At 72.9% G+C, this 21,666-nt stretch carries 3 protein-coding genes; 1 reads left to right on the top strand and 2 read right to left on the bottom strand.

Annotated features, from left to right (window positions below; all coding sequences use genetic code 11):
- Positions 1 to 68: 68 nt before the first annotated feature.
- Both OG627_RS02885 and OG627_RS02880 read right to left on the bottom strand, forming a co-directional pair.
- Complete coding sequence (locus OG627_RS02885; protein ID WP_329061080.1) at positions 69 to 872, bottom strand: 2-keto-4-pentenoate hydratase; 804 nt, start codon at positions 870 to 872, stop codon at positions 69 to 71.
- Between the two features lie 18 nt (positions 873 to 890).
- Positions 891 to 1,877: a class I SAM-dependent methyltransferase gene (locus OG627_RS02880; protein ID WP_329061078.1), complete on the bottom strand. Its 987-nt coding sequence runs from the start codon at positions 1,875 to 1,877 to the stop codon at positions 891 to 893.
- Between the two features lie 568 nt (positions 1,878 to 2,445).
- On the opposite strand from OG627_RS02880, the gene OG627_RS02875 reads away from it, so the two are divergent.
- Entirely contained in the window at positions 2,446 to 21,645 is a 19,200-nt protein-coding gene (locus OG627_RS02875; protein WP_329061076.1) for a non-ribosomal peptide synthase/polyketide synthase, read from the top strand.
- The last annotated feature ends 21 nt before the right edge of the window (positions 21,646 to 21,666 follow it).

Here is a 21,666-nt window from a genome sequence, read left to right as displayed (position 1 = left end):
CCCTTCCTTGTGCGCAGACCCGCTTCGACGAGCCCTGGTACGGCGTTCCGGTCGGAAGGAACCGGCATCTAGGGACCGTCCACGTGCAGGGTGAGGGAGCCCAGCCGGTCGAACTCGGCGACGAACGTGTCCCCGGGGCTCATCGGGACCGCGGCGTGGAGCGCCCCCGTCATGATCAACTGCCCCGCCTCCAGGGACACCCCGCGCGCGCCCAGCACGTTCGCCAGCCATGCCACGACCGCGACCGGATCTCCCAGGGCCGCGGCTCCGGCGCCGGTCGCCACGATCTCGCCGTTGCGCGAGAACACCATGCCGGTCAGACGGGGGTCGCAGTCCGCGAGGGAGACGGCGGACCGGGCCAGGGCCACGGCACCGTTCGACGCGAGATCCGCGATGGTGTCGGCGAGCCCGATGCGCCAGTCCTCGATCCGGGAGTCGACGATCTCCAGTCCCGCCATGACCTCGGCGACGGCTCCGCGCGCCTGCTCCGGCGTGATGCCGGGACCCGTGAGGGGCGCGCCGAGACGGAAGACGATCTCGGCCTCCACCTTGGGCGCGATGAACGAGTCGCACGACACGGTCGCCCCGTCCGCGTACACGGTGGAGGCCAGCACGGGGCCGTAGTCCGGTGTGTCGACGCCGAACATGTCCTGCATCGCGGCGGAGGTGAGGCCCGCCTTGTACCCGATGACGTGATCGCCGTCCGCGACGAGCATCCGCACGAGTTCACGCTGGACGGCGTACCCGTCGTCCATGTCCAGGGTGGGGTCCGCGTCGGTGAACGGCGCGACGGGTACCCGCTTCGCGCGCGCCTCGTAGAGGGCTCTGGCTCGTGCCGTGGTGTCTCGTGCCGTGGTGTCTTCGGCCGACATCCTCACAGTGCTCCCGTCCTATCCGGCGGCCACGAACATCCGGCTGCCGGGCATCCGCAGCGGTGTGCTGGTCACGTCCGGGAACCCGGCCCGACGGAACGCGGCGCGCCACTCCTCCTCGGGCGGCAGCCGTACGTCCATCGAGGAGGAGTGCAGGTACGTGAAGAGCGCGCTGAAGCCGCGCTCCCCCGGACCGGCGGCGTAGGGCACCGCGTCGGTCACCACGAGGCACCCCCCGTCCGCGATCGACGCCCGGCAGGTGCGCAGCACACCGTCGAGCACGTCGGGCCTGCTCACCACGTCGTGCATCACGAATCCCGCGTGCACGACGTCCGCGTCCCGCACCGGAGAGGGGTCGTCGGCGAGCGATTCGATCGAACGGTTCACCACCCGGAGACGATCGCCGACCTCGGCCCGCCGGGCGGCCTGTTCGGCTTCCTCGCAGGCCGCAGCGCTCAGGTCCAGCGCCAGCCCGGTGCTGTCCGGGAGAGCGGTCAGCAGATGGATCAGCAGTCCGCCTGCTCCCGCGCCGAGGTCCACGATCCGCCGCGGTTTGCGCTGGGTGATCTCCTCGATGACGCCGGGGTAGAAGCCGTACGACCCGATCCACCGGGACGAGACCGCCACCCGCCGCCCGTCCCGCTGGTACCGCGCGCCCGCCGCCGCGGGATCGCGGAGAAACAGCGCCGCGTTGTCGACGTACGGGCGGTTCGCGTTGAGCGCCCAGGAGAGGTAGCCGGCCGCGTACCTGCGGTCGGCCATGTCGGAGCAGGGCGTGAAGTGGTGTGCTTCCTCGCCCCGCTCCAGCAGTCCCGCGCGGAGCAGCGCGTCGAGAAACGCGGCGGCACCGGACTCGGGAACGTCGGCGGCCGCCGTCACCTCGTGGAGGGTGAAGGGCGCGGCCCGGTCCAGGAGGGTGGAGAGGCCGAGGCCCTCGGCGATCTCGAGGAGAGCGGCGTCGGCGGCGAGATCGGCGGCGCTCCCCCTGGAGTCGGTACTGTTCATGCGTCACTCCCGGATTGAGGAGGAAACTTCTCGAAGTAAGGCGTCGTAGGGTGTCCCGCGCGGGCGAGCCGGGTGACGTCGAGCAGAGGCGGCCGGGCCCCGTCGGCCTTGCCGTACGGCCGGGAAGGGTGGGACCACCGATCCGGCGCCCGTCCCCGGTCTTCCCTGCGTCATGATTCGGTGACACGCGGCCCGGAGACATCGGTGACGACCGCCGTTACGGTCGCGGTGCCGCCCGGCCGGACCTCGGCAGGGCAGCGTCGGAACCCTCCCCGGCGGGCCCGGGCTTCCTGCCGCGCGCTCGTCCGCGCGCCCTCCGCGAGAGAGGGACACACGCGCCGCTCCGTGGCCGACCCGACCGGCGGAACGACGGAAGAACCGTGGGGCGAGGCGTAACTGTGGCTCCCACCGATGCCGTGAGCAGGCATGTCTTTGGAGCATCACCCACGTTGGAGTGGACGCACGGTTTGGTCGGCGCCCGGATCCCCGGCCGCCGCAGGGATCGCCCGAGCCCTGTCCCAGTCGTTCTCCTTCCTTCGCCGGATGCGCCCGCCCGTAAGGAGTTCTTGTGATCCCCGCTTCGTACGCGCAGCGTCAGATGTGGTTCCTGGACCAACTGGAAGGCCCGACCGCGCTCTACAACATCCCGCTGGTGCTGCGGATGTCCGGACGGCTGGACGTCGTGGCGCTGCGGGCCGCGCTGGACGACGTCCTGGCCCGGCACGAGAGCCTGCGCACGCGTTTCCCGCAACGGGACGGGGAGCCGTACCAGCAGATCCTCTCCCCGGACGAGGCGAGCGTCGGCCTGACCCTGGTTCCCACTCCCGCCGACGGGGTGGAGTCCGGCATCGCCCGCGCGTCCCTGGAGCTCTTCGACCTGGCGGCCGACATCCCCTTGCGGGCCACGCTGCTCACTCCGGTGTCCGGGCGGCCGCCGGCGGACCGCGACGCGGTGGTGACCGGTGAGTGCGTGCTGGTGCTGGTGGTGCACCACATCGCGGGCGACGGATGGTCGGTGGCCCCGCTGGGTCGGGATCTGTCGGAGGCGTACGCGGCGCGGTGTGCCGGGCGGGCGCCGGGCTGGGAGCCGCTGCCGGTGCAGTACGCCGATTACGGCCTGTGGCAGCGGGAGTTGCTGGGCGAGGCGGACGATCCGGACAGTGTGCTGGCCGGGCAGCTCGGGTACTGGCGCGAGGCGCTGGCCGGGGCGCCGGAGGAACTGGCCCTGCCGGTGGACCGGCCGCGGCCGGCGACAGCCGACCATTCCGGCGGACTGGTACGGATCGACCTGCCGGCCGACCTGCACGCGGGGTTGGCGGAGTTGGCGGCCCGGCAGGGTGTGACGGCGTTCGTGGTGTGGCAGGCGGCGGTGGCGGTGCTGTTGTCGAAGCTGGGTGCGGGGGAGGACATCGCGATCGGCAGCCCGGTGGCCGGTCGTAATGACGAGGCGCTGGAGGATCTGGTCGGGTTCTTCGTGAACACGCTGGTGGTGCGTACCGATCTGTCCGGTGGCCCGAGTTTCGCCGAGGTGGTGGACCGGGTGCGGGTGCGGGTGCTGGGTGCGCTGGAGCACCAGGAGGTGCCGTTCGAGCGGCTGGTGGAGGAGCTGGCCCCGGCCCGTTCCGTGGCCAGGCACCCGCTGTTCCAGGTCAACGTCACACTGCACAACACCCCCGAGGGGACGGTGGACCTGCCGGGCCTGGCGGTCCGGGCCCGTCTGGGAGAGGTGCCCCTGGCCAAGTTCGACCTGGACTTCCAGGTGATGGAGCGGTTCGACAGCGAGGGCCGGCCGGCCGGTACGGACGCCGTGCTCATCTACGCCGCCGCCCTGTTCGACCGGGCCACCGCCGAAAACGTCGTCACCCGCCTCGTCCGGGTCCTCCGCGCGGTCGTCGCCGATCCCGGAGCCGGGCTGGACCGCCTTGAGGTGGTGGACGCCGACGAACGCCGGCGGACGCTGGTCGAGTGGAACGACACCGCGCGCCCGGTGGCGGCCGCGACGGTGCCGGAGCTATTCGGCGCGCAGGCGGCCCGCACCCCTGAGGCCGTGGCCATGGTGTCCGGCGCGGCACGGGTCTCGTACGCGGAACTGGAAGCGGAGTCGAACCGGTTGGCCCGCTATCTGATCGCGCGGGGGGTGGGCCCGGAGTCGCTGGTGGCGGTGGTGATGGACCGCTCGCCCGAGCTGGTCACCGCGCTGCTGGCGGTGCTGAAGGCGGGCGGCGCGTATCTGCCGGTCGACCCGGAATACCCGTCCGAGCGCATCACCTCGGTGGTGGCGGACGCGGCCCCGGTCGCCCTGCTGACCACTGCCGCGGTCTCCGGCCGCCTGGGCCGGTCGGAAGCACAGGCCGGAGGGTCCGTGCCGCGGTGGGTCGTGCTGGACGATCCGGCGGTACGGGCCTCGGTGGCCGGGCAGGACGCACACGCCCTGGTCCAGGCCGACCGAGCCGCCCCGCTCCGGCCCGAACACCCGGCCTATGTGATCTACACCTCCGGATCGACCGGTGCTCCCAAGGGTGTCTCGGTCGCTCACACCAGTGTGGTGACCCTCCTGCGGGGAGCGGGGGAGCGGTTCGGCTTCGACGGCGAGGACGTGTGGACCTGGTTCCACTCCTTCGCGTTCGACTTCTCGGTGTGGGAGCTGTGGGGCGCCCTGCTGCACGGCGGGCGCCTGGTGGTGGTTCCGTTCGAGGTCTCGCGCTCCCCCGAGGAGTTCCTGCGCCTGCTGGCGCGGGAGCGGGTGACGGTGCTCAGCCAGACCCCCTCGGCCTTCCACCAGCTCGTACGGGCCGACGAGCAGCACGCCGAGGTGGGCGCCGAACTGGCTTTGCGGCTGGTGGTGTTCGGCGGCGAGGCGCTCGACCTGCCCCGGCTGCGGGAGTGGTACGCGCGGCACCGGGGCGAGGCACCGGTGCTGGTGAACATGTACGGCATCACCGAGACCACCGTGCACGTCACTCACCTCCGGCTCGACGCGGCCATGGTGGACGGGGAACACGTGGGCAGCCTCATCGGGCACCCGCTGGACAACACCCGGGTGTACGTTCTCGACGGCTTCCTCAAGCCGGTGCCGGTGGGCGTGGCGGGTGAGCTGTACGTGGCCGGTGCCGGGCTGGCCCGGGGGTACCCGCACCGGCCGGGCCTGACCGCCGAGCGGTTCGTGGCCTGCCCGTTCGAGGGGGCCGGCGGGCGGATGTACCGGACCGGGGACGTGGTGCGCTGGACCCGCGGCGGGCGGCTGGAGTTCGTGGGACGGGCGGACGACCAGGTGAAGGTCCGGGGGTTCCGGATCGAGCCGGGTGAGGTGGAGGCCGTGCTGCTCGCCCACGAACAGGTGGGGCAGGCCGCGGTGGTGGTCCGTGAGGATCAGCCGGACGACAGGCGTCTGGTGGCGTACGTGGTTCCGGCGCGTGGCACATCCGCGCCTGACCACGGCCAGGAGGACCCCGAGGCCCCGGGCGGCACGAGCGCGCTCGCCGGTGAACTGCGCACGTACGCGAGCGCGTGCCTGCCCGAGTACATGGTGCCGTCCGCTGTGGTGGTGCTGGACGGCCTGCCGTTGACGGTGAACGGGAAGCTGGACCGCAAGGCCCTGCCGGCGCCCGACGCGTCCGTGCCGGCACACGGGCCGCGCACACCGCGGGAGGAGATCCTGTGCGAGGAGTTCGCGGCGGTTCTCGGGCTGCCGCGGGTGGGCGTCGACGACAACTTCTTCGAGCTGGGCGGGCATTCGCTGCTCGCTGTGTCCTTGGTCGAACGGCTGCGGCAGCGGGCTCTGACGGTCGACGTGCAGTCGTTGTTCACGGCACCGACGGTGGCCAGTCTGGCCGTGGTGGCCGGTCAGTCCGAGATCGAGGTTCCCCCGAACATGATTCCGGCGGGCGCCGAGGCGATCACGCCGGGCATGCTGCCGCTCGTCGATCTGACCGACGAGGAGGTCGAACGGATCGTCGCGCAGGTACCGGGCGGAGCGGCGAACGTGGCGGACGTGTATCCGCTGGCGCCGTTGCAGGAAGGCATCTTCTTCCACCACCTCATGCGGGACACCGGCAACGACGCGTACGTCGTGTCCATGGTGCTGGAGTTCGATTCCCGGGCCCGTCTGGACCGCTACCTGGAGGCTTTCCAGACGGTCGTGGACCGGCACGACACCTTCCGGACGGTGTTCCTGTGGGAGGGCCTGCGGGAGCCGGTCCAGGTGGTGCTCCGCGAAGCGCGGCTCCCCGTACGGGAAATCACCCTGGACGGCACCGCCCCCGACACGGTCCAGGAGCTGCTGACCGCGAGCGGTTCGGCGATGGACATCGGCCGGCGTCCGTTGCTGCGGGTGTGCGTAGCGGCCGATCCGGACGGTGAACGCTGGCGCGGAGTACTGCAGTTCCACCATCTCGTGCAGGACCACACCGCCCTGGACGTGGTGCTGGACGAGATGCGGGAGATCCTGGACGGGCGGGCGGACCAGCTCCCTGCGCCCCTGCCGTTCCGCACGTTCGTGGCGCAGGCACGGCTCGGCATACCGCCCGCTGAGCACGAACGGTACTTCGCGGGACTGCTGGGAGACGTGACAGAGCCGACGGTTCCGTTCGGGCTGGTGGACGTGCACGGGGACGGTACGGCGGTCAGGGAGGCCCGTCTGCCGGTGGACGGGCGGCTGGCGGTGCGGCTGCGGCAGCAGGCCAGTCTGCTGGGGGTGAGCCCGGCGACGGTGTTCCACACCGTGTGGTCCCGCGTCCTGGCGTCGGTCTCCGCCCGCGACGACGTGGTGTTCGGCACCGTGCTGTTCGGACGGATGAACGCAGGAGCGGGCGCCGACCGCGTGCCTGGACTCTTCATCAACACGCTGCCGGTGCGCGCCCGGGCCGGCGGCGGCGTCGGTGTGCGTGACGCGCTGCGCGCGATGCAGACGCAGCTCGCCGACCTGATCGTGCACGAGCACGCCTCGCTGGCCGTCGCCCAGCGGGCCAGCGGCGTCCGCGCCCCCGCTCCGCTGTTCACCGCCCTGCTGAACTACCGCCACTTCTTCAGCGGCGACTGGGTGGCGCCCAGGCCGCACGGGACCGAGATCCTCGGCGCCTGGGACCGGACCAACTACCCCCTCGTCGTGTCCGTGGACGACAGCGACTACGAGTTCGCCTTCGTCGTGCAGGTGGCCGCGGCGATCGACCCGGACATGATCGCCCGCCTGCTGCACACCACCACCGAGAACCTGATCGACGCTCTGGAACGGCATCCGGACACCCCGCTCGACCACATCGACGTTCTCGCCCCGGCCGAGCGACGGCGGATTCTGGCGGAGTGGAACGACACCGCCCGCCCGGTGCCCGTCACCACCCTGGCGGACATGTTCACCGCCCGGGCCGTCCGTACCCCCGATGCCGATGCCCTGGCCTACGAGGACATGCGGCTGTCCTACGCCGAGCTGGAGGCGCGTTCCAACCGCCTCGCCCGGTATCTCATCACGCGCGGAGTGGGGCCGGAGTCCCTGGTCGCCGTGGTGATGGACCGCTCGCCCGACCTGATCACCGCGCTGCTGGCGGTGCTGAAGGCCGGTGGCGCCTACCTGCCGATCGACCCCGGCCAGCCCGCCGAACGCGTCGCCTTCATGTGCGCCGACGCCGCCCCGGTCGCCCTGCTCACCTCCACGGCCATCGCCGGCCGGCTGCGCGAACCCCACGCGGACGGGCACGGCCCGGACGCCGGACCGCGGTGGATCACGCTGGACGACCCGGTGGTCCGGGCGACGGCGGCCGACCAGGACCCGCGCGCACTCACCCAGGCCGACCGGATCACCCCGCTGCGTCCGGACCACGCCGCCTACGTGATCTACACCTCCGGCTCCACCGGGACGCCCAAGGGCGTCGTGGTGGAGCACGCGAACGCCGTGAACCTCATGGCCGACCGCTGGCCCGGCCTGGACCGCGACAGCCGGCTGCTGCAATTCGCGTCGATCGGCTTCGACGTCGCGACCTGGGAGATCATGATGGCGTTCTCCGCAGGGGCCTGCCTGGTGGTGGCGCCGGCCGAGCAACTGCTGCCCGGAGCCGGACTGGCCGGTGTGATCGCCCGGCACGCCGTCACGCACCTCCAACTCCCGCCCACGGTCCTCGGCATGGTCGAGACCGAGGCCGAACTGGCGACCGTACGGACGCTGCTGGTCGCCGGCGAGGCACTGGGCTCCGAACTCGTCGACCGGTGGGGCGCGGACCGCTGGTTCGGCAACGCGTACGGACCGACCGAGACCACCGTGATCGCCGCCTCAGCGGGCCCGCTGCGCCCCGGTGACCTCCCGTGCATCGGCCGGCCGCTCCCCAACACCGGCGTCTACGTCCTCGACGGACACCTCGCGCCCGTACCCGTGGGGGTGGTGGGCGACCTCTACGTCTCCGGCTCCGGTGTCGCCAGGGGGTACCTGAACCGCCCTGGGCTCACCGCCGACCGGTTCGTGGCCGATCCGTTCCGGGGGGCCGCGGAGCCCGGCGGCGGGCGCATGTACCGCACCGGGGACAGGGTGCGCTGGACCCCTGACGGCCAGCTCCTCTACGTCGGCCGCGCCGACGACCAGGTGAAGATCCGCGGCTTCCGGATCGAGCCGGGCGAGGTCGAGGCGGTGCTGACCGCGCACGAGCGGGTGGCGCGGGCCGTGGTCGTCGTCCGGGAGGACACCCCCGGTGACAAGCGGCTGGCGGCCTACCTCGTCCCCACCGGTGCCCCCGTCGCCGGCGAGAAGCTGGAGCCGGTCGTACGCGGGTACCTGGCCGCCAGGCTGCCGGAGTACATGGTGCCGTCGTCGATCGTCGTACTGGAACGGCTGCCGCTGATGGTGAACGGCAAGCTGGACCGCGCCGCCCTCCCGGCGCCGTCCCACGCCCCCGACGCGGGGCGGCGGCCTCGCACCATGCGCGAGGAGCTTCTCGGCTCTCTCTTCGCGCAGGTGCTGGGCCTGCCCCGGGTCGGGGCCGAGGACGACTTCTTCTCCCTCGGCGGGCATTCGCTGCTCGCGGTGCGGCTGGTCAGCAGGATCCGCGCGGTCTTCGGCGCGGAGGTGCCGGTGCGGACGGTGTTCGAGGCGCCGACCGTGGCCGGTCTGGCGGCGCGGCTGGCGGAGACCGGTGGTGTGCCCGCGCGGCCCGCGGTGGTGGCCGGGCCGCGTCCGGGGGTGTTGCCGCTGTCGTACGCCCAGCGCCGGTTGTGGTTCCTGGACCGTCTCGAAGGCGCGAGCCCGCTGTACAACGTCCCGCTGGTGCTGCGGCTGTCCGGGCGGCTGGACGTGGCGGCGTTGCGCGCGGCGCTGGCCGACGTGGTGGCGCGGCACGAGAGCCTGCGGACGCGTTTTCCGTCGGTGGAGGGGGAGGCGCACCAGGAGATCGTGCCCGTCGCCGAGGCGCGTGTCGCCCTGCCGCTGGTCCCGGTCGCCGCCGCCGACGAGCTGGCGGCGCGGATCGAACGGGCCACCTCCCACGCCTTCGACCCGGCGGCCGAACTGCCCGTGCGGGCCACCCTGTTCGCGCTCGACGCGGACCAGCCGCCGCAGGCGGACGCCCCGGTGGTGACGGGTGAGTCCGTGCTGGTGCTGGTGGTGCACCACATCGCGGCCGACGGGTGGTCGGTGGGGCTGCTGTGGCGGGATCTTTCGGTGGCGTACGCGGCGCGGCTGGCCGGTCGGGCGCCGGGCTGGGAGCCGTTGCCCGTGCAGTACGCCGACTACACGCTGTGGCAGCGGGAGTTGCTGGGCGAGGCGGACGATCCGGACAGTGTGCTGGCCGGCGAGATGGCGTACTGGCGCGAGGCGCTGGCCGGGGCGCCGGAGGAACTGGCCCTGCCGGTCGACCGGCCGCGGCCCGCGGAGGCCGGCCACCGGGGTGGGCTGGCGAGCTTCCGGATCCCCGCGGAGCTGCACACGGAGCTGGCGGAGCTGGCCCGTGCCGAGGGCGTGACGATGTTCATGGTGTGGCAGGCCGCGGTGGCGGTGCTCCTGTCGAAGCTGGGCGCGGGGGAGGACATCGCGATCGGCAGCCCGGTGGCCGGTCGTAACGACGAGGCGCTGGAGGATCTGGTCGGGTTCTTCGCGAACACGCTGGTGGTGCGCACCGACCTGTCCGGTGGCCCGAGCTTCGCCGAGGTGCTGGGCCGGGTGCGGGCGGGCGTGCTGGGCGCGCTGGAGCATCAGGAGGTGCCGTTCGAGCGGCTGGTGGAGGAGCTGGCCCCGGCCCGGTCCATGGCCAGGCACCCGCTGTTCCAGGTCGCCCTGACCCTGCACAACGTCCCGGACGTGCCGCTCGACCTGCCCGGGGTCGAGGTCGGCGCCCTGCCGCCCGGGGCCCAGGGCGCCAAGTTCGACCTGGACATCGAGGTCGTCGAGCGATTCGACGCGCTGGGTCAGCCCGCCGGTCTTGACGGCGGCATCACGTACGCTGCCGACCTGTTCGACCGGACCACCATGGACACGCTCGTCACTCGGCTGATCCTGGTCCTGCGGGCGGTCGTCGCCGACCCCCGTCGGCCCCTCCGCGGCATCGACCCGCTGGATGCCCCGGAGCGGCGACAGATACTGACGGAGTGGAACGACGCCGCCCGTTCAGTGCCTGCGGAGACGCTGCCGGAGCTGTTCGCCGCGCGGCCCGCGCCCGCGCCCGACCCCGCGACGCCGGAACCCGGTGGGGAGCGCGCGTCCCTCGCACACCCGCCGCTCGGCACACGTGTCTACGTCCTGGACGACTCCCTCGAACCGGTGCCGCCGGGGGTGGCCGGTGAGCTGTATGTGACGGGTGCCGCGCTCGCCCGTGCGGAACGGGACCGTCCGGGTCGGGTCGCCGAGCAGATCGTGGCCTGCCCGTTCGAGGAACCCGGCGCACGGATGTACCGCACCGGGAACGTGGCGCGATGGGACCGCGCCGGCCGGCTGGAGCTCGTGCGCCGGGCGCGGGAGCAGGCGGAACCCGCCTCCGCCGCCCCGTCCGCCCCCGCGTCCCGGTCCGGCACGCCACAGAGGCGACCGGCCACCGTACGCGAGGAGCTTCTCCGCGCGGTCTTCGCCCAGGTGCTGGGCGTGGAGCGGGTCGGGGCCGACGACAGTTTCTTCGCGCTGGGCGGGCATTCGTTGCAGGCGGTACGGCTGGCCAGCCGGATCCGCACCGTGCTGGGTGTCGAACTGCCCGTCCGCGTCCTCTTCGAGGCGCCGACCGTGGCTGGTCTGGCGGTGCGGTTGGCGGAGGCGGGTGGTGTTCCGGCGCGGCCCGCGGTGGTGGCCGGGGTGCGTCCGGGGGTGTTGCCGTTGTCGTATGCGCAGCGGCGGTTGTGGTTCGTGGACCGGCTTGAGGGCGCGAGTGCTCTGTACAACGTTCCGTTGGTGTTGCGGTTGTCGGGGCGGTTGGATGTGGCGGCGTTGCGGGCGGCGTTGGGTGATGTGGTGGCGCGGCACGAGAGTCTGCGGACGTGTTTCGGGGTGGTGGAGGGGGAGCCGTACCAGGAGATCGTGCCGGTGGGTGAGGCGGGTGTGGATCTGCCGGTGGTTCCGGTCGTGTCCGACGTGCTGGAGGCGGAGGTCGACCGGGCGTGCTCGTACGTCTTCGACCTCGCGCGCGAACTGCCCGTGCGGGCCACGCTGTTCGCGCTCGACTCGGACCGGGCGCCGTCGGGGGACGCCCCGGTGGTGACGGGCGACTGCGTGCTGGTGCTGGTCGTGCACCACATCGCGGGTGACGGCTGGTCCATGGGAGTGCTGTGGCGGGATCTGTCACTGGCGTACACGGCGCGGTGTGCGGGGCACGCACCGGGCTGGGAGCCGCTGCCGGTGCAGTACGCCGACTACGCGTTGTGGCAGCGGGAGCTGCTCGGCGAGGTGGACGATCCGGACAGTGTGCTGGCCGGTCAGGTGGCCTACTGGAAGGCGCAGCTCGGGGGCGCGCCGCAGGAGTTGGAGCTTCCGGCGGACCGGAGGCGGCCCGCGGCGGCCAGTCACCGAGGCGGCTGGGCGGCGATCGACGTTCCACCGCGCCTCCACGCCGGCCTGGCGGAGCTGGCCCGTGCCGAGGGCGTGACGATGTTCATGGTGTGGCAGGCCGCCCTGGCGGTGCTGCTGTCCAAGCTGGGCGCGGGCAAGGACGTCCCGATCGGCAGCGCGATCGCCGGACGGACCGACCAGGCGGTGGAGGATCTGGTCGGGCTGTTCATGAACATGCTGGTGGTGCGCACCGACCTGTCCGGTGACCCGAGCTTCACCGAGGTGCTGGGCCGGGTGCGGCGGTCCGCTCTGGGTGCGCTGGAGCACCAGGAGGTGCCGTTCGAGCGGCTGGTGGAGGAGCTGGCCCCGGCCCGGTCCCTGGCCAGGCACCCGCTGTTCCAGGTCACCATGACGGTGCAGAACGTCCCCGAGGCGACGATCGACCTGCCCGGCCTCGACGTCGAGGTACGCCCGGGCCGGGTCACCACGGCCAAGCTCGACCTCGACTTCCAGGTCGTCGAGCGGTACGACGACCAGGGGCGGCCCGGCGGCATGCTCGGCGGGCTCACCTACGCCACCGACCTGTTCGACCGGGCCACGGCCGAGACGCTGGTCACCCGGCTGATCCGCCTCCTGACGACCGTCACCGACGGCCCCGCCCGCCCGGTCAGCCGCCTGGACCTGCTGGACCCCGCCGAGCGGCGGCGACTGCTGACGGAGTGGAACGGTGACCGCGGTCCGGCCGCAGTCACGGTGCCGGCGCTGTTCACCGAGCACGCCACCCGTACCCCCGGCGCCATCGCCCTGGCATCCGGCGAGGAGCGGGTCTCGTACGGTGAACTGGAGGCCCGGTCCAACCGTCTCGCCCGGTATCTGACCGACCGCGGGGTGGGCCCCGAGTCCCTCGTCGGGGTGGTCATGGACCGGTCGATCGACCTGGTGACCGCTCTGCTGGCGGTGCTGAAGGCCGGCGGCGCGTATGTGCCCGTCGACCCCGGTCAGCCGGCCCAGCGCATCGGGCAGGTGCTGCGGCAGGCCGGTGTGGACGTGTGCCTGGCCGACCCGGTGTACGCGCCGACCGTGCGGGAGCACGCCGGCACGGTGGTCGTGGCCGCCGCGGACGGGCCGCAGGCTCCGTGGGCCGGTGCGCCGGACTCGGCCGTACCGGTGCGGATCCTGCCCGACCAGCTGGCCTACGTGATGTTCACCTCCGGATCGACGGGTGAGCCCAAGGGCATCGCGACCACCCACCGCGACATCATGGAACTGGCCGGTGACCGCTGCTGGCACTTCCCCGGGCAGTCCCGGGGCCTGTTCGCGGCGCCGCACACCTTCGACGGCTCCACCCTCGAACTGTGGGTACCGCTGCTGACCAGCGGACAGGTGGTCGTCGCCCCCCGGGGCCGGATCGACGCGGCGCTGCTCAGGTCGCTGATCGGCGATCACGAGCTGACCCACGTCCAGTTGACCGCGGGGCTGTTCCGGGTGATCGCCGAGGAGGACCCCACCGCCTTCGCCGGGGTGCACGAGGTGTTCACCGGCGCGGACGTGGTCCCCACCGAGGCGGTACGGCGGGTGCTGGAGGCCGTGCCCTCGATCACGGTCCGCAACACGTACGGCCCGACCGAGGTGACCGTCATCGGCACCCAGATCCCGATCCAGGATCCTGAGTCGCTCGGGGATGTCGTGCCGGTCGGGTATCCGATGGACGACACGCGGATGTACGTGCTCGACGAGTACCTCAACCCCCTGCCGACGGGGGTGGCCGGTGAGCTGTACATCGCCGGCGCCGGGCTGGCCCGGGGGTATCTGAACCGTCCGGGACCGACCGGTGAGCGCTTCGTGGCCTGCCCCTTCGAAGGGGCGGGTGCGCGGATGTACCGGACCGGCGACGTGGTGCGCTGGAACCGAGCCGGTCAGCTGGAGTTCGTGAGCCGGGCGGACGACCAGGTGAAGATCCGGGGCTTCCGCGTCGAGCCGGGTGAGGTCGAGGCTGTGCTGGCCCGGCACGAGCTGGTCGCCCAGGCGGTCGTCCTCGCCCGCGAGGACACCCCCGGTGACAAGTACCTCGCCGCCTACGCGGTCCTCACCCACGACGCGGCCGACGCGGGATTCGCCACGGTGGCGAGGGACTTCCTGGCGAGCCGGCTGCCGCAGTACCTGGTGCCGTCGGCGGTGGTGGTGCTGGAGCGGCTGCCGCTGACGGTGAACGGCAAGGTCGACCGGGCCGCGCTGCCCGCGCCGCACCACGCCTCCGGCACGGGACCGGGCAGGCGCCCGGCCACCGTGTACGAGGAGCTTCTGTGCGCGGTCTTCGCCCAGGTGCTCGATGTGCCCCGGGTCACCGTGGAGGACGACTTCTTCGCGCTGGGCGGGCATTCGCTGCTGGCCGTGCGGCTGGTCAGCCGGATCCGGGCGGTCATGGGTCTGGAGGTCCCGGTCCCGGCGGTGTTCGAGGCGCCGACCGTGGCTGGTCTGGCGGTGCGGTTGGCGGAGGCGGGTGGTGTTCCGGCGCGGCGTGCGGTGGTGGCCGGGGTGCGTCCGGGGGTGTTGCCGTTGTCGTATGCGCAGCGGCGGTTGTGGTTCGTGGACCGGCTTGAGGGCGCGAGTGCTCTGTACAACGTTCCGTTGGTGTTGCGGTTGTCGGGGCGGTTGGATGTGGCGGCGTTGCGGGCGGCGTTGGGTGATGTGGTGGCGCGGCACGAGAGTCTGCGGACGTGTTTCGGGGTGGTGGAGGGGGAGCCGTACCAGGAGATCGTGCCGGTGGGTGAGGTGGGCGTGGATCTGCCGGTGGTTCCGGTCGTGTCCGACGTGCTGGAGGCGGAGGTCGACCGGGCGTGCTCGTACGTCTTCGACCTCGCGCGCGAACTGCCCGTGCGGGCCACGCTGTTCGCGCTCGACTCGGACCGGGCGCCGTCGGGGGACGCCCCGGTGGTGACGGGCGACTGCGTGCTCGTGCTGGTGGTGCACCACATCGCGGGTGACGGCTGGTCCATGGGGCCGCTCCTACGGGGTCTGTCGGCCGCCTACGCCGCCCGCCTCGCCGGGCGGGTACCGGGCTGGGAGCCGCTGCCGGTGCAGTACGCCGACTACGCGTTGTGGCAGCGGGAGCTGCTCGGCGAGGTGGACGATCCGGACAGTGCGCTGGCCGGTCAGGTGGCCTACTGGAAGGCGCAGCTCGGGGGCGCGCCGCAGGAGTTGGAGCTTCCGGCGGACCGGAGGCGGCCCGCGGTGGCGAGCCGCCGCGGTGGCTGGGTGCCGCTGACCCTGCCGGCCGACCTGCACACGGAGCTGGCGGAGCTGGCCCGTGCCGAGGGCGTGACGGTGTTCATGGTGTGGCAGGCGGCGGTGGCGGTGCTGTTGTCGAAGCTGGGTGCGGGGGAGGACATCGCGATCGGCAGTCCGGTGGCCGGTCGTAATGACGAGGCGCTGGAGGATCTGGTCGGGTTCTTCGTGAACACGCTGGTGGTGCGCACCGACCTGTCCGGTGGCCCGACTTTCGCCGAGGTGCTGGGCCGGGTGCGGGGCAGGGTGCTGGGCGCGCTGGAGCACCAGGAGGTGCCGTTCGAGCGGCTGGTGGAGGAGCTGGCCCCGGCCCGTTCCCTCGCCAGGCACCCGCTGTTCCAGGTCATGCTGGCGGTGCAGAACGTCCCCGGGGCGACGATCGACCTGCCGGGCCTGGACATCGAGGGCCGGCCCTCCGAGGTCCGCATGGCCAAGTTCGACCTCGACTTCCAGGCCGAGGAGCGCTTCGACGACCAGGGGCGGCCGGCCGGTGTGAACGGCGGGCTCACCTACGCCTCCGACCTGTTCGACCGGGCCACGGCCGAGACGCTGGTCACCCGGCTGGTCCACATCCTGCGCACGGTCACGGCCGACCCCCACCTGCCCCTGAGCGGAATCGACCCCCTCGACGCCGACGAGCGGCAGCGCGTCCTGACCGAGTGGAACGACACGGCACGCCCGGAACCCGCCGCCACCGTGCCCGAGTTGTTCGGGGCGCAGGCCGCCCGCACCCCCGACGCCGTCGCGCTGGTCAGCGGCTCGGCGCGGATGACGTACGCGCGGCTCGACGCGGAATCCAACCGGCTCGCCCGGCACCTGATCGACCACGGGGTACGTCCCGAGTCCGTGGTGGCGGTGGTGATGGACCGTTCGCCCCAGCGGGTCGTCCTGCTGCTGGCGGTGCTGAAGGCGGGGGGCGCCTATCTGCCGATCGACCCGTCGTACCCCTCCGGTCGCATCGGTCTCATGGTGGCCGACGCGGCCCCGGTCGCCCTGGTCACCACCGCGTCCTCCGCCGGCCGGCTCGACCGGCCCGACCCGGACCTCCTCGACCCCGGAGCAGGCCCGGAGTGGATCACGTTGGACGATCCGGCGGTGCGGGCGGCGGTGGCCGGCAAGGACGACGGCCCGCTCACCCGGCTGGACCGAGCGGTACCGCCGCGCCCTGACCAGGCCGCCTATGTCATCTACACCTCGGGCTCCACCGGCACGCCCAAGGGCGTCACGGTCACCCACCGGGGAATCGACCGTCTGGTGCGTCCGGCCGAGTACGCCGATGTGGGTCCCGGTGACGTCGTGGCGCATCTCGCCTCGGTGTCGTTCGACTGCACCACCTTCGAGATGTGGATCCCCCTGGTCAACGGGGCGACACTCGCGGTCGGCCCCGCCGGGACGCTGTCCGTGCCCGCCCTCGGCCGCTTCCTGCTCGCGCACCGGGTCACCGTCGCGGTGCTGCCCACGGGACTGCTGCACCAGGTGGTGGACATCGACGTCGAGGCGCTGCGTGGCGTCCGCAGCCTCCTCACGGGCGGGGACGTGCTCTCCGTACCGCAGTGCCGGACCCTGCTCGAAGCCCTGCCGGGCACCCGGCTCGTCAACGGGTACGGCCCGACGGAGAGCACCACCTACACCCACACCCACCCCGTCACCGGGGCCGACGTCGGCGACGGGGGCGACATTCCCATCGGGCGCCCGCTGGCCGACACCCGGGCGTACGTGCTGGACGAGCGGCTGGCTCCGGTCCCGGTGGGGGCGCCGGGAGAGCTGTATCTGGCCGGGGCCGGGCTGGCCCGGGGGTATCTGAAGCGTCCGGGGCTGACCGGTGAACGGTTCGTGGCCTGCCCCTTCGAGGGGCCCGGTGCGCGGATGTACCGGACCGGCGATCTGGTGCGCTGGAACCGCGCCGGTCAGCTGGAGTTCGTGGGCCGTACGGACGACCAGGTGAAGATCAGCGGCTTCCGCGTCGAACCCGCCGAGGTCGAGGCGGCGCTGGCCGCCCACGAGCTGGTCGCCCAGGCGGTCGTCGTCACCCGCGAGGCCGCCCCGGGCGGCAAGCGCCTGCACGGCTACGTGGTGCTCCGGCCCGACGCCGCCCTCGCCGGGCAGCCGGGCGGGACCGCGGCGGCCCCCGCGATACGGGAGTCCCTGGCGGCCCGGCTGCCGGCGCACATGGTGCCGTCGGCGGTGGTGGCGCTGGAGCGGCTGCCGCTGACGGCGAACGGCAAGGTCGACCGGGCCGCGCTCCCGGAGCCGGACCACCACTCCGGTGCGGGACGGTCGCCGGCCACCGCCCGCGAGGAGCTCGTGTGCTCGGCGTTCGCGCAGGTACTGGGGGTAGCGCGGGTCGGGGTCGAGGACGACTTCTTCGCCCTGGGCGGGCATTCCCTGCTGGCGGTGCGACTCGTCAGCCGCATCCGGGCGGTCCTCGGCGTGGAGGTCTCCGTACGGACCGTGTTCGAGGCGCCGACCCCGGCCGGTCTCGCCCGGCGGCTGGCGCGTCCCGGCGGCCCGGCGCGGCCGGCGGTGGTGGCCGGGCCGCGACCGCGCGAGCTGCCGGTGTCGCCCGCGCAGAGCCGACTGTGGTTCCTGGACCGGCTCGAAGGTCCCAACCACATGTACAACATCTGCCTGCGGCTGCGGCTGTCCGGGCAACTGGACACCGCAGCCCTGCGGGCGGCCCTCGCCGACGTCGTGGCCCGGCACGAGAGCCTGCGGACCACCTTCCCCCTGGTGGGCGACCAGCCGTCCCAGCGCGTCCGGCCCGTCGGAGAGGCGGCCGTCGAGCTGCCGGTCACCGACATCGAGCCCGGGGAACTGGAGGAGCACCTCGGCCGGCTCGCCGCCCACGCCTTCGACCTCGCCGCCGAACTCCCGCTCAGGGCCGACCTGTTCCGCCTGGCCCACGGCGAGTCACCCGGCGAAGGGGAGTGGGTGCTCTCGGTGGTCCTCCACCACATCGCGGGGGACGGGTGGTCGATGGGCCCGCTGTGGCGGGACCTGTCGGAGGCGTACGCGGCGCGGTGCGCCGGACACGCACCGGAGTGGGAGCCGCTGCCGGTGCAGTACGCCGACTACACGCTGTGGCAGCGGGCGTTGCTGGGTGAGGCGGACGACCCGGGCAGCCTGCTCGCCGGGCAGGTGGCCTACTGGAAGGACCGGCTCCGGGGGGTGCCCCAGGAGCTCGCCCTCCCGGTGGACCGGGCGCGGCCGGCGGTGGCGAGCCGCCGTGCCGGATGGGCGCCGCTGCGGATACCGGCGGAGACGTACGCAGCCCTGACCGAGCTGGCGCGTGCTCAGGGCGTGACGATGTTCATGCTGCTCCACGCGGCGGTCGCGGTGCTGCTGTCGAAGAGCGGGGCCGGCCGGGACATCGTGATCGGCAGCCCGGTGGCCGGCCGGCTGGACCAGGCCCTGGACGATCTCGTCGGGTTCTTCGCCAACACCCTGGTGCTGCGCACCGATCTGTCGGGTGACCCGGACTTCGTGGAGCTGCTCGACAGGGTGCGCGCGGCCAGCCTGGAGGCGTTCGAGCACCAGGACGTTCCCTTCGAGCGGCTGGTCGAGGAGCTGGCCCCCGCGCGTTCGATGGCCAGGCCCCCGCTGTTCCAGGTCCTGCTCGCCGTGCAGAACAACCCTCGGGCGGTGCCGCGGCTGCCCGGTGTGCGGGTGACCGAGAAGCCCGCCGGGCTGCTGTCGGCCAGGTTCGACCTGGACATCGAGGTCCACGAGCGTCGTGACGAAGCGGGGACGCCGGTCGGCCTGGACGGCGGGATCGTGTTCGCGGCCGAGCTGTTCGACCAGCTCACCGTGGAGACCCTCGCGGCCCGGCTGGTACGGGTCCTGGAGGCGGTCACAGCCGACCCCACCGCGCCGGTCCACCGCATCGACCTGCTCGACGGCGCGGAACAGCGGCGGATGCTCCAGGAGTGGAACGACACCGCCCGCCCGCTGCCGGACGCGACCCTCGGCGACCTGTTCCGCCGGCAGGCCGACCGTACCCCCGACGCCGTCGCACTCGTCTCCGAGGGCGAGCGGATCTCCTACGCGGAGCTGGAAGCGCGGACCAACCGGCTCTCCCGGTACCTGATCGCCCGTGGCGCTGGACCGGAAGCCGTGGTCGGCGTGGTCCTCGACCGCTCGGTGGAACAGGTCGTCGCGCTCCTGGCCGTCGTCAAGGCCGGCGGCGCCTACCTGTCCATCGACCCCGGCCAGCCGCTGCGGCGCGTCGGCCAGGTGCTCGCCGACGCCTCTCCCGCGGTCGTGGTGAGCACCGGCGAACTCACCGGCCGTCTGACCGCCCATCTGCTCGAACGCCACACCGGCCACGCCCGGTCGGCACCTGTCGCGGCGGAGTGGATCAGGCTGGACGATCCGGCCGTGCGGGCGGCCGTGGCCGCTTCGGACGCCCGGACGGTCACCGACGCCGACCGGACGACGCCGCTGCTGCCCGGCCACCCGGCCTATGTGATGTACACCTCCGGATCCACCGGCACACCGAAGGGCGTGAGCGTCCCGCACCACGGGGTGGTCAACCAACTGGCCTGGATGCAGGAGGAGTTCTGCCTGGGGGTGACGGACCGGATCGTGCAGAAGGCGTCGTTCGCGTTCGACGCCTCGGTGTGGGAGCTGTTCTGGCCGTTGCTGAACGGCGCCGGGATGGTGATGGCCCGGCCGGGCGGCCACGGGGATCCCGCGTACCTGACCGAGTTGATCAACCAGGAACAGGTGACGGTCGTCCAGTTCGTCCCCTCCATGCTGCGGGCGTTCCTGGAGGACGCCGCCGCCGTGGAGAAGTGCACCAGTCTGCGGACGGTCATATGCATCGGGGAGGCACTTCCGGCAGCGGTGCGCGACCGCTTCCACACGCTGCTGCCGGTGCCGTTGCACAACCTCTACGGCCCCACCGAGGCCTCGGTCGCCGTCACCTCGTGGCGGTGCGATCCGCTGCGGGACGGCACGACGGTGCCGATCGGACGGCCTCTCCGGAACATCCGGGCGTATGTGCTCGACGAAGGGCTCAGGCCGGTGCCGCCGGGCGTGGCGGGCGAGTTGTACGTCGCCGGTGACGGGCTGGCCCGGGGCTATCTGGGACGTCCGGCGATGACGGCCGAGCGGTTCGTGGCCTGCCCGTTCGGGCCGGCGGGTGAGCTGATGTACCGGACCGGGGACGTGGTGCGGTGGGACGCCGAAGGGCGCCTGGAGTTCGTCGCCCGTGTGGACGAGCAGGTGAAGATCCGGGGTATCCGGATCGAGCCGGGTGAGATCGAGGCGGTGCTGACCGGGCACGAGCAGGTGGCGCAGGCGGCGGTCGTCGCCCGTGAGGACACCCCCGGTGACCCGCGGTTGGTGGCCTATGTCGTTCCTGAGGCCGGGGCCGGGGCCGGTGACGGGGCCGGTGACGGGGCGACCGGTGCGGCCGGACCCGGTGCCGGTGGAGCGCCGCTGGACGCGGTGGTACGGGAGTTCGCGGCGAGCCGGCTGCCGGAGTCCATGGTGCCGTCGGCGGTGGCGGTGCTGGAGCGGCTGCCGCTGACGGCGAACGGCAAGCTGGACCGGGCCGGGCTCCCCGCACCGGACTACACGGCCGGCACCGGAAGGGGCGGAAGGGGCCCGGCCACGCTGCGGGAGCAACTGCTCTGCTCGGTCTTCGAGCAGGTGCTCGGGGTGTCGTCCGTCGGGGCCGAGGAGAGCTTCTTCGAGCTGGGCGGACACTCGCTGATGGCGGTGCGGCTGGTCAACCGGATCCGGGCGGTCCTCGGCCTGGAGGTGCCGATGCGGGCGGTGTTCGAGGCGCCGACCGTGGCCGGCCTCCTCGCCCGGAGCGCCGAGGGCGGCGAGCGGAAGCCCGCGGACGTGCTGGTGCCCCTTCGGCCGACCGGTGACCACGCGCCGTTCTTCTGCGCCCACGCCATCATGGGGCTCGGCTGGGAGTACGGCTGGCTGGCCGACTGCGCGCCGGAGCGGTACCCGTTCTACGCCCTGCGGCCGCGAGGGCTGGACGCGGGCTCGGCCGAACTGCCCGGCTCCCTCGCGCGGATGGCCGCCGATTACGTCGCGCGGATCCGTACCGTCCAGCCCAACGGCCCTTACCACCTGCTGGGCTGGTCCTTCGGCGGCCATGTCGTCCAGGAGATGGCCGCTCAGCTGGAGGAGGCCGGCGAAGAGGTGGCGGCCCTGGTCGTGGTGGATTCGAGCCCGTTGGACGGCCGTCCCACCACCGAGGTGCGGGCGGACTTCGCCGAGCAGGAGAACACGGTGGCCGAGGCTCTCACCGGCGAGGAGCACGAGGCGTACGTCCGGATCGTCCGCAACAACACGAAGATCCTGCTGGCGCACCGGACGCGGAAGACGGCCGGCGACCTGCTGCTGATCTCCGGTGACGCGGACGCGAAGGCCGACCTGTGGCGCCCCTCGGTGTCCGGCGAGGTCCGGGAGCACACGCTCGACCGCCCGCACCGCGAGATGCTGCTGAACCCCGAGGCCGCGCGGCAGGTCTGGGACATCGTGGCGAACGAGCTGGGCCGCGCCGAGACCGATTAGCCCCGTTCGGGGTGCGTTCCC

The organism is Streptomyces sp. NBC_01429 (genome assembly GCF_036231945.1).
In the GTDB taxonomy this organism is placed as follows: domain Bacteria; phylum Actinomycetota; class Actinomycetes; order Streptomycetales; family Streptomycetaceae; genus Streptomyces.
The sequence above is the reverse complement of the archived record's forward strand: the minus strand, read 5'-3'. Positions and strand labels throughout refer to the sequence as shown.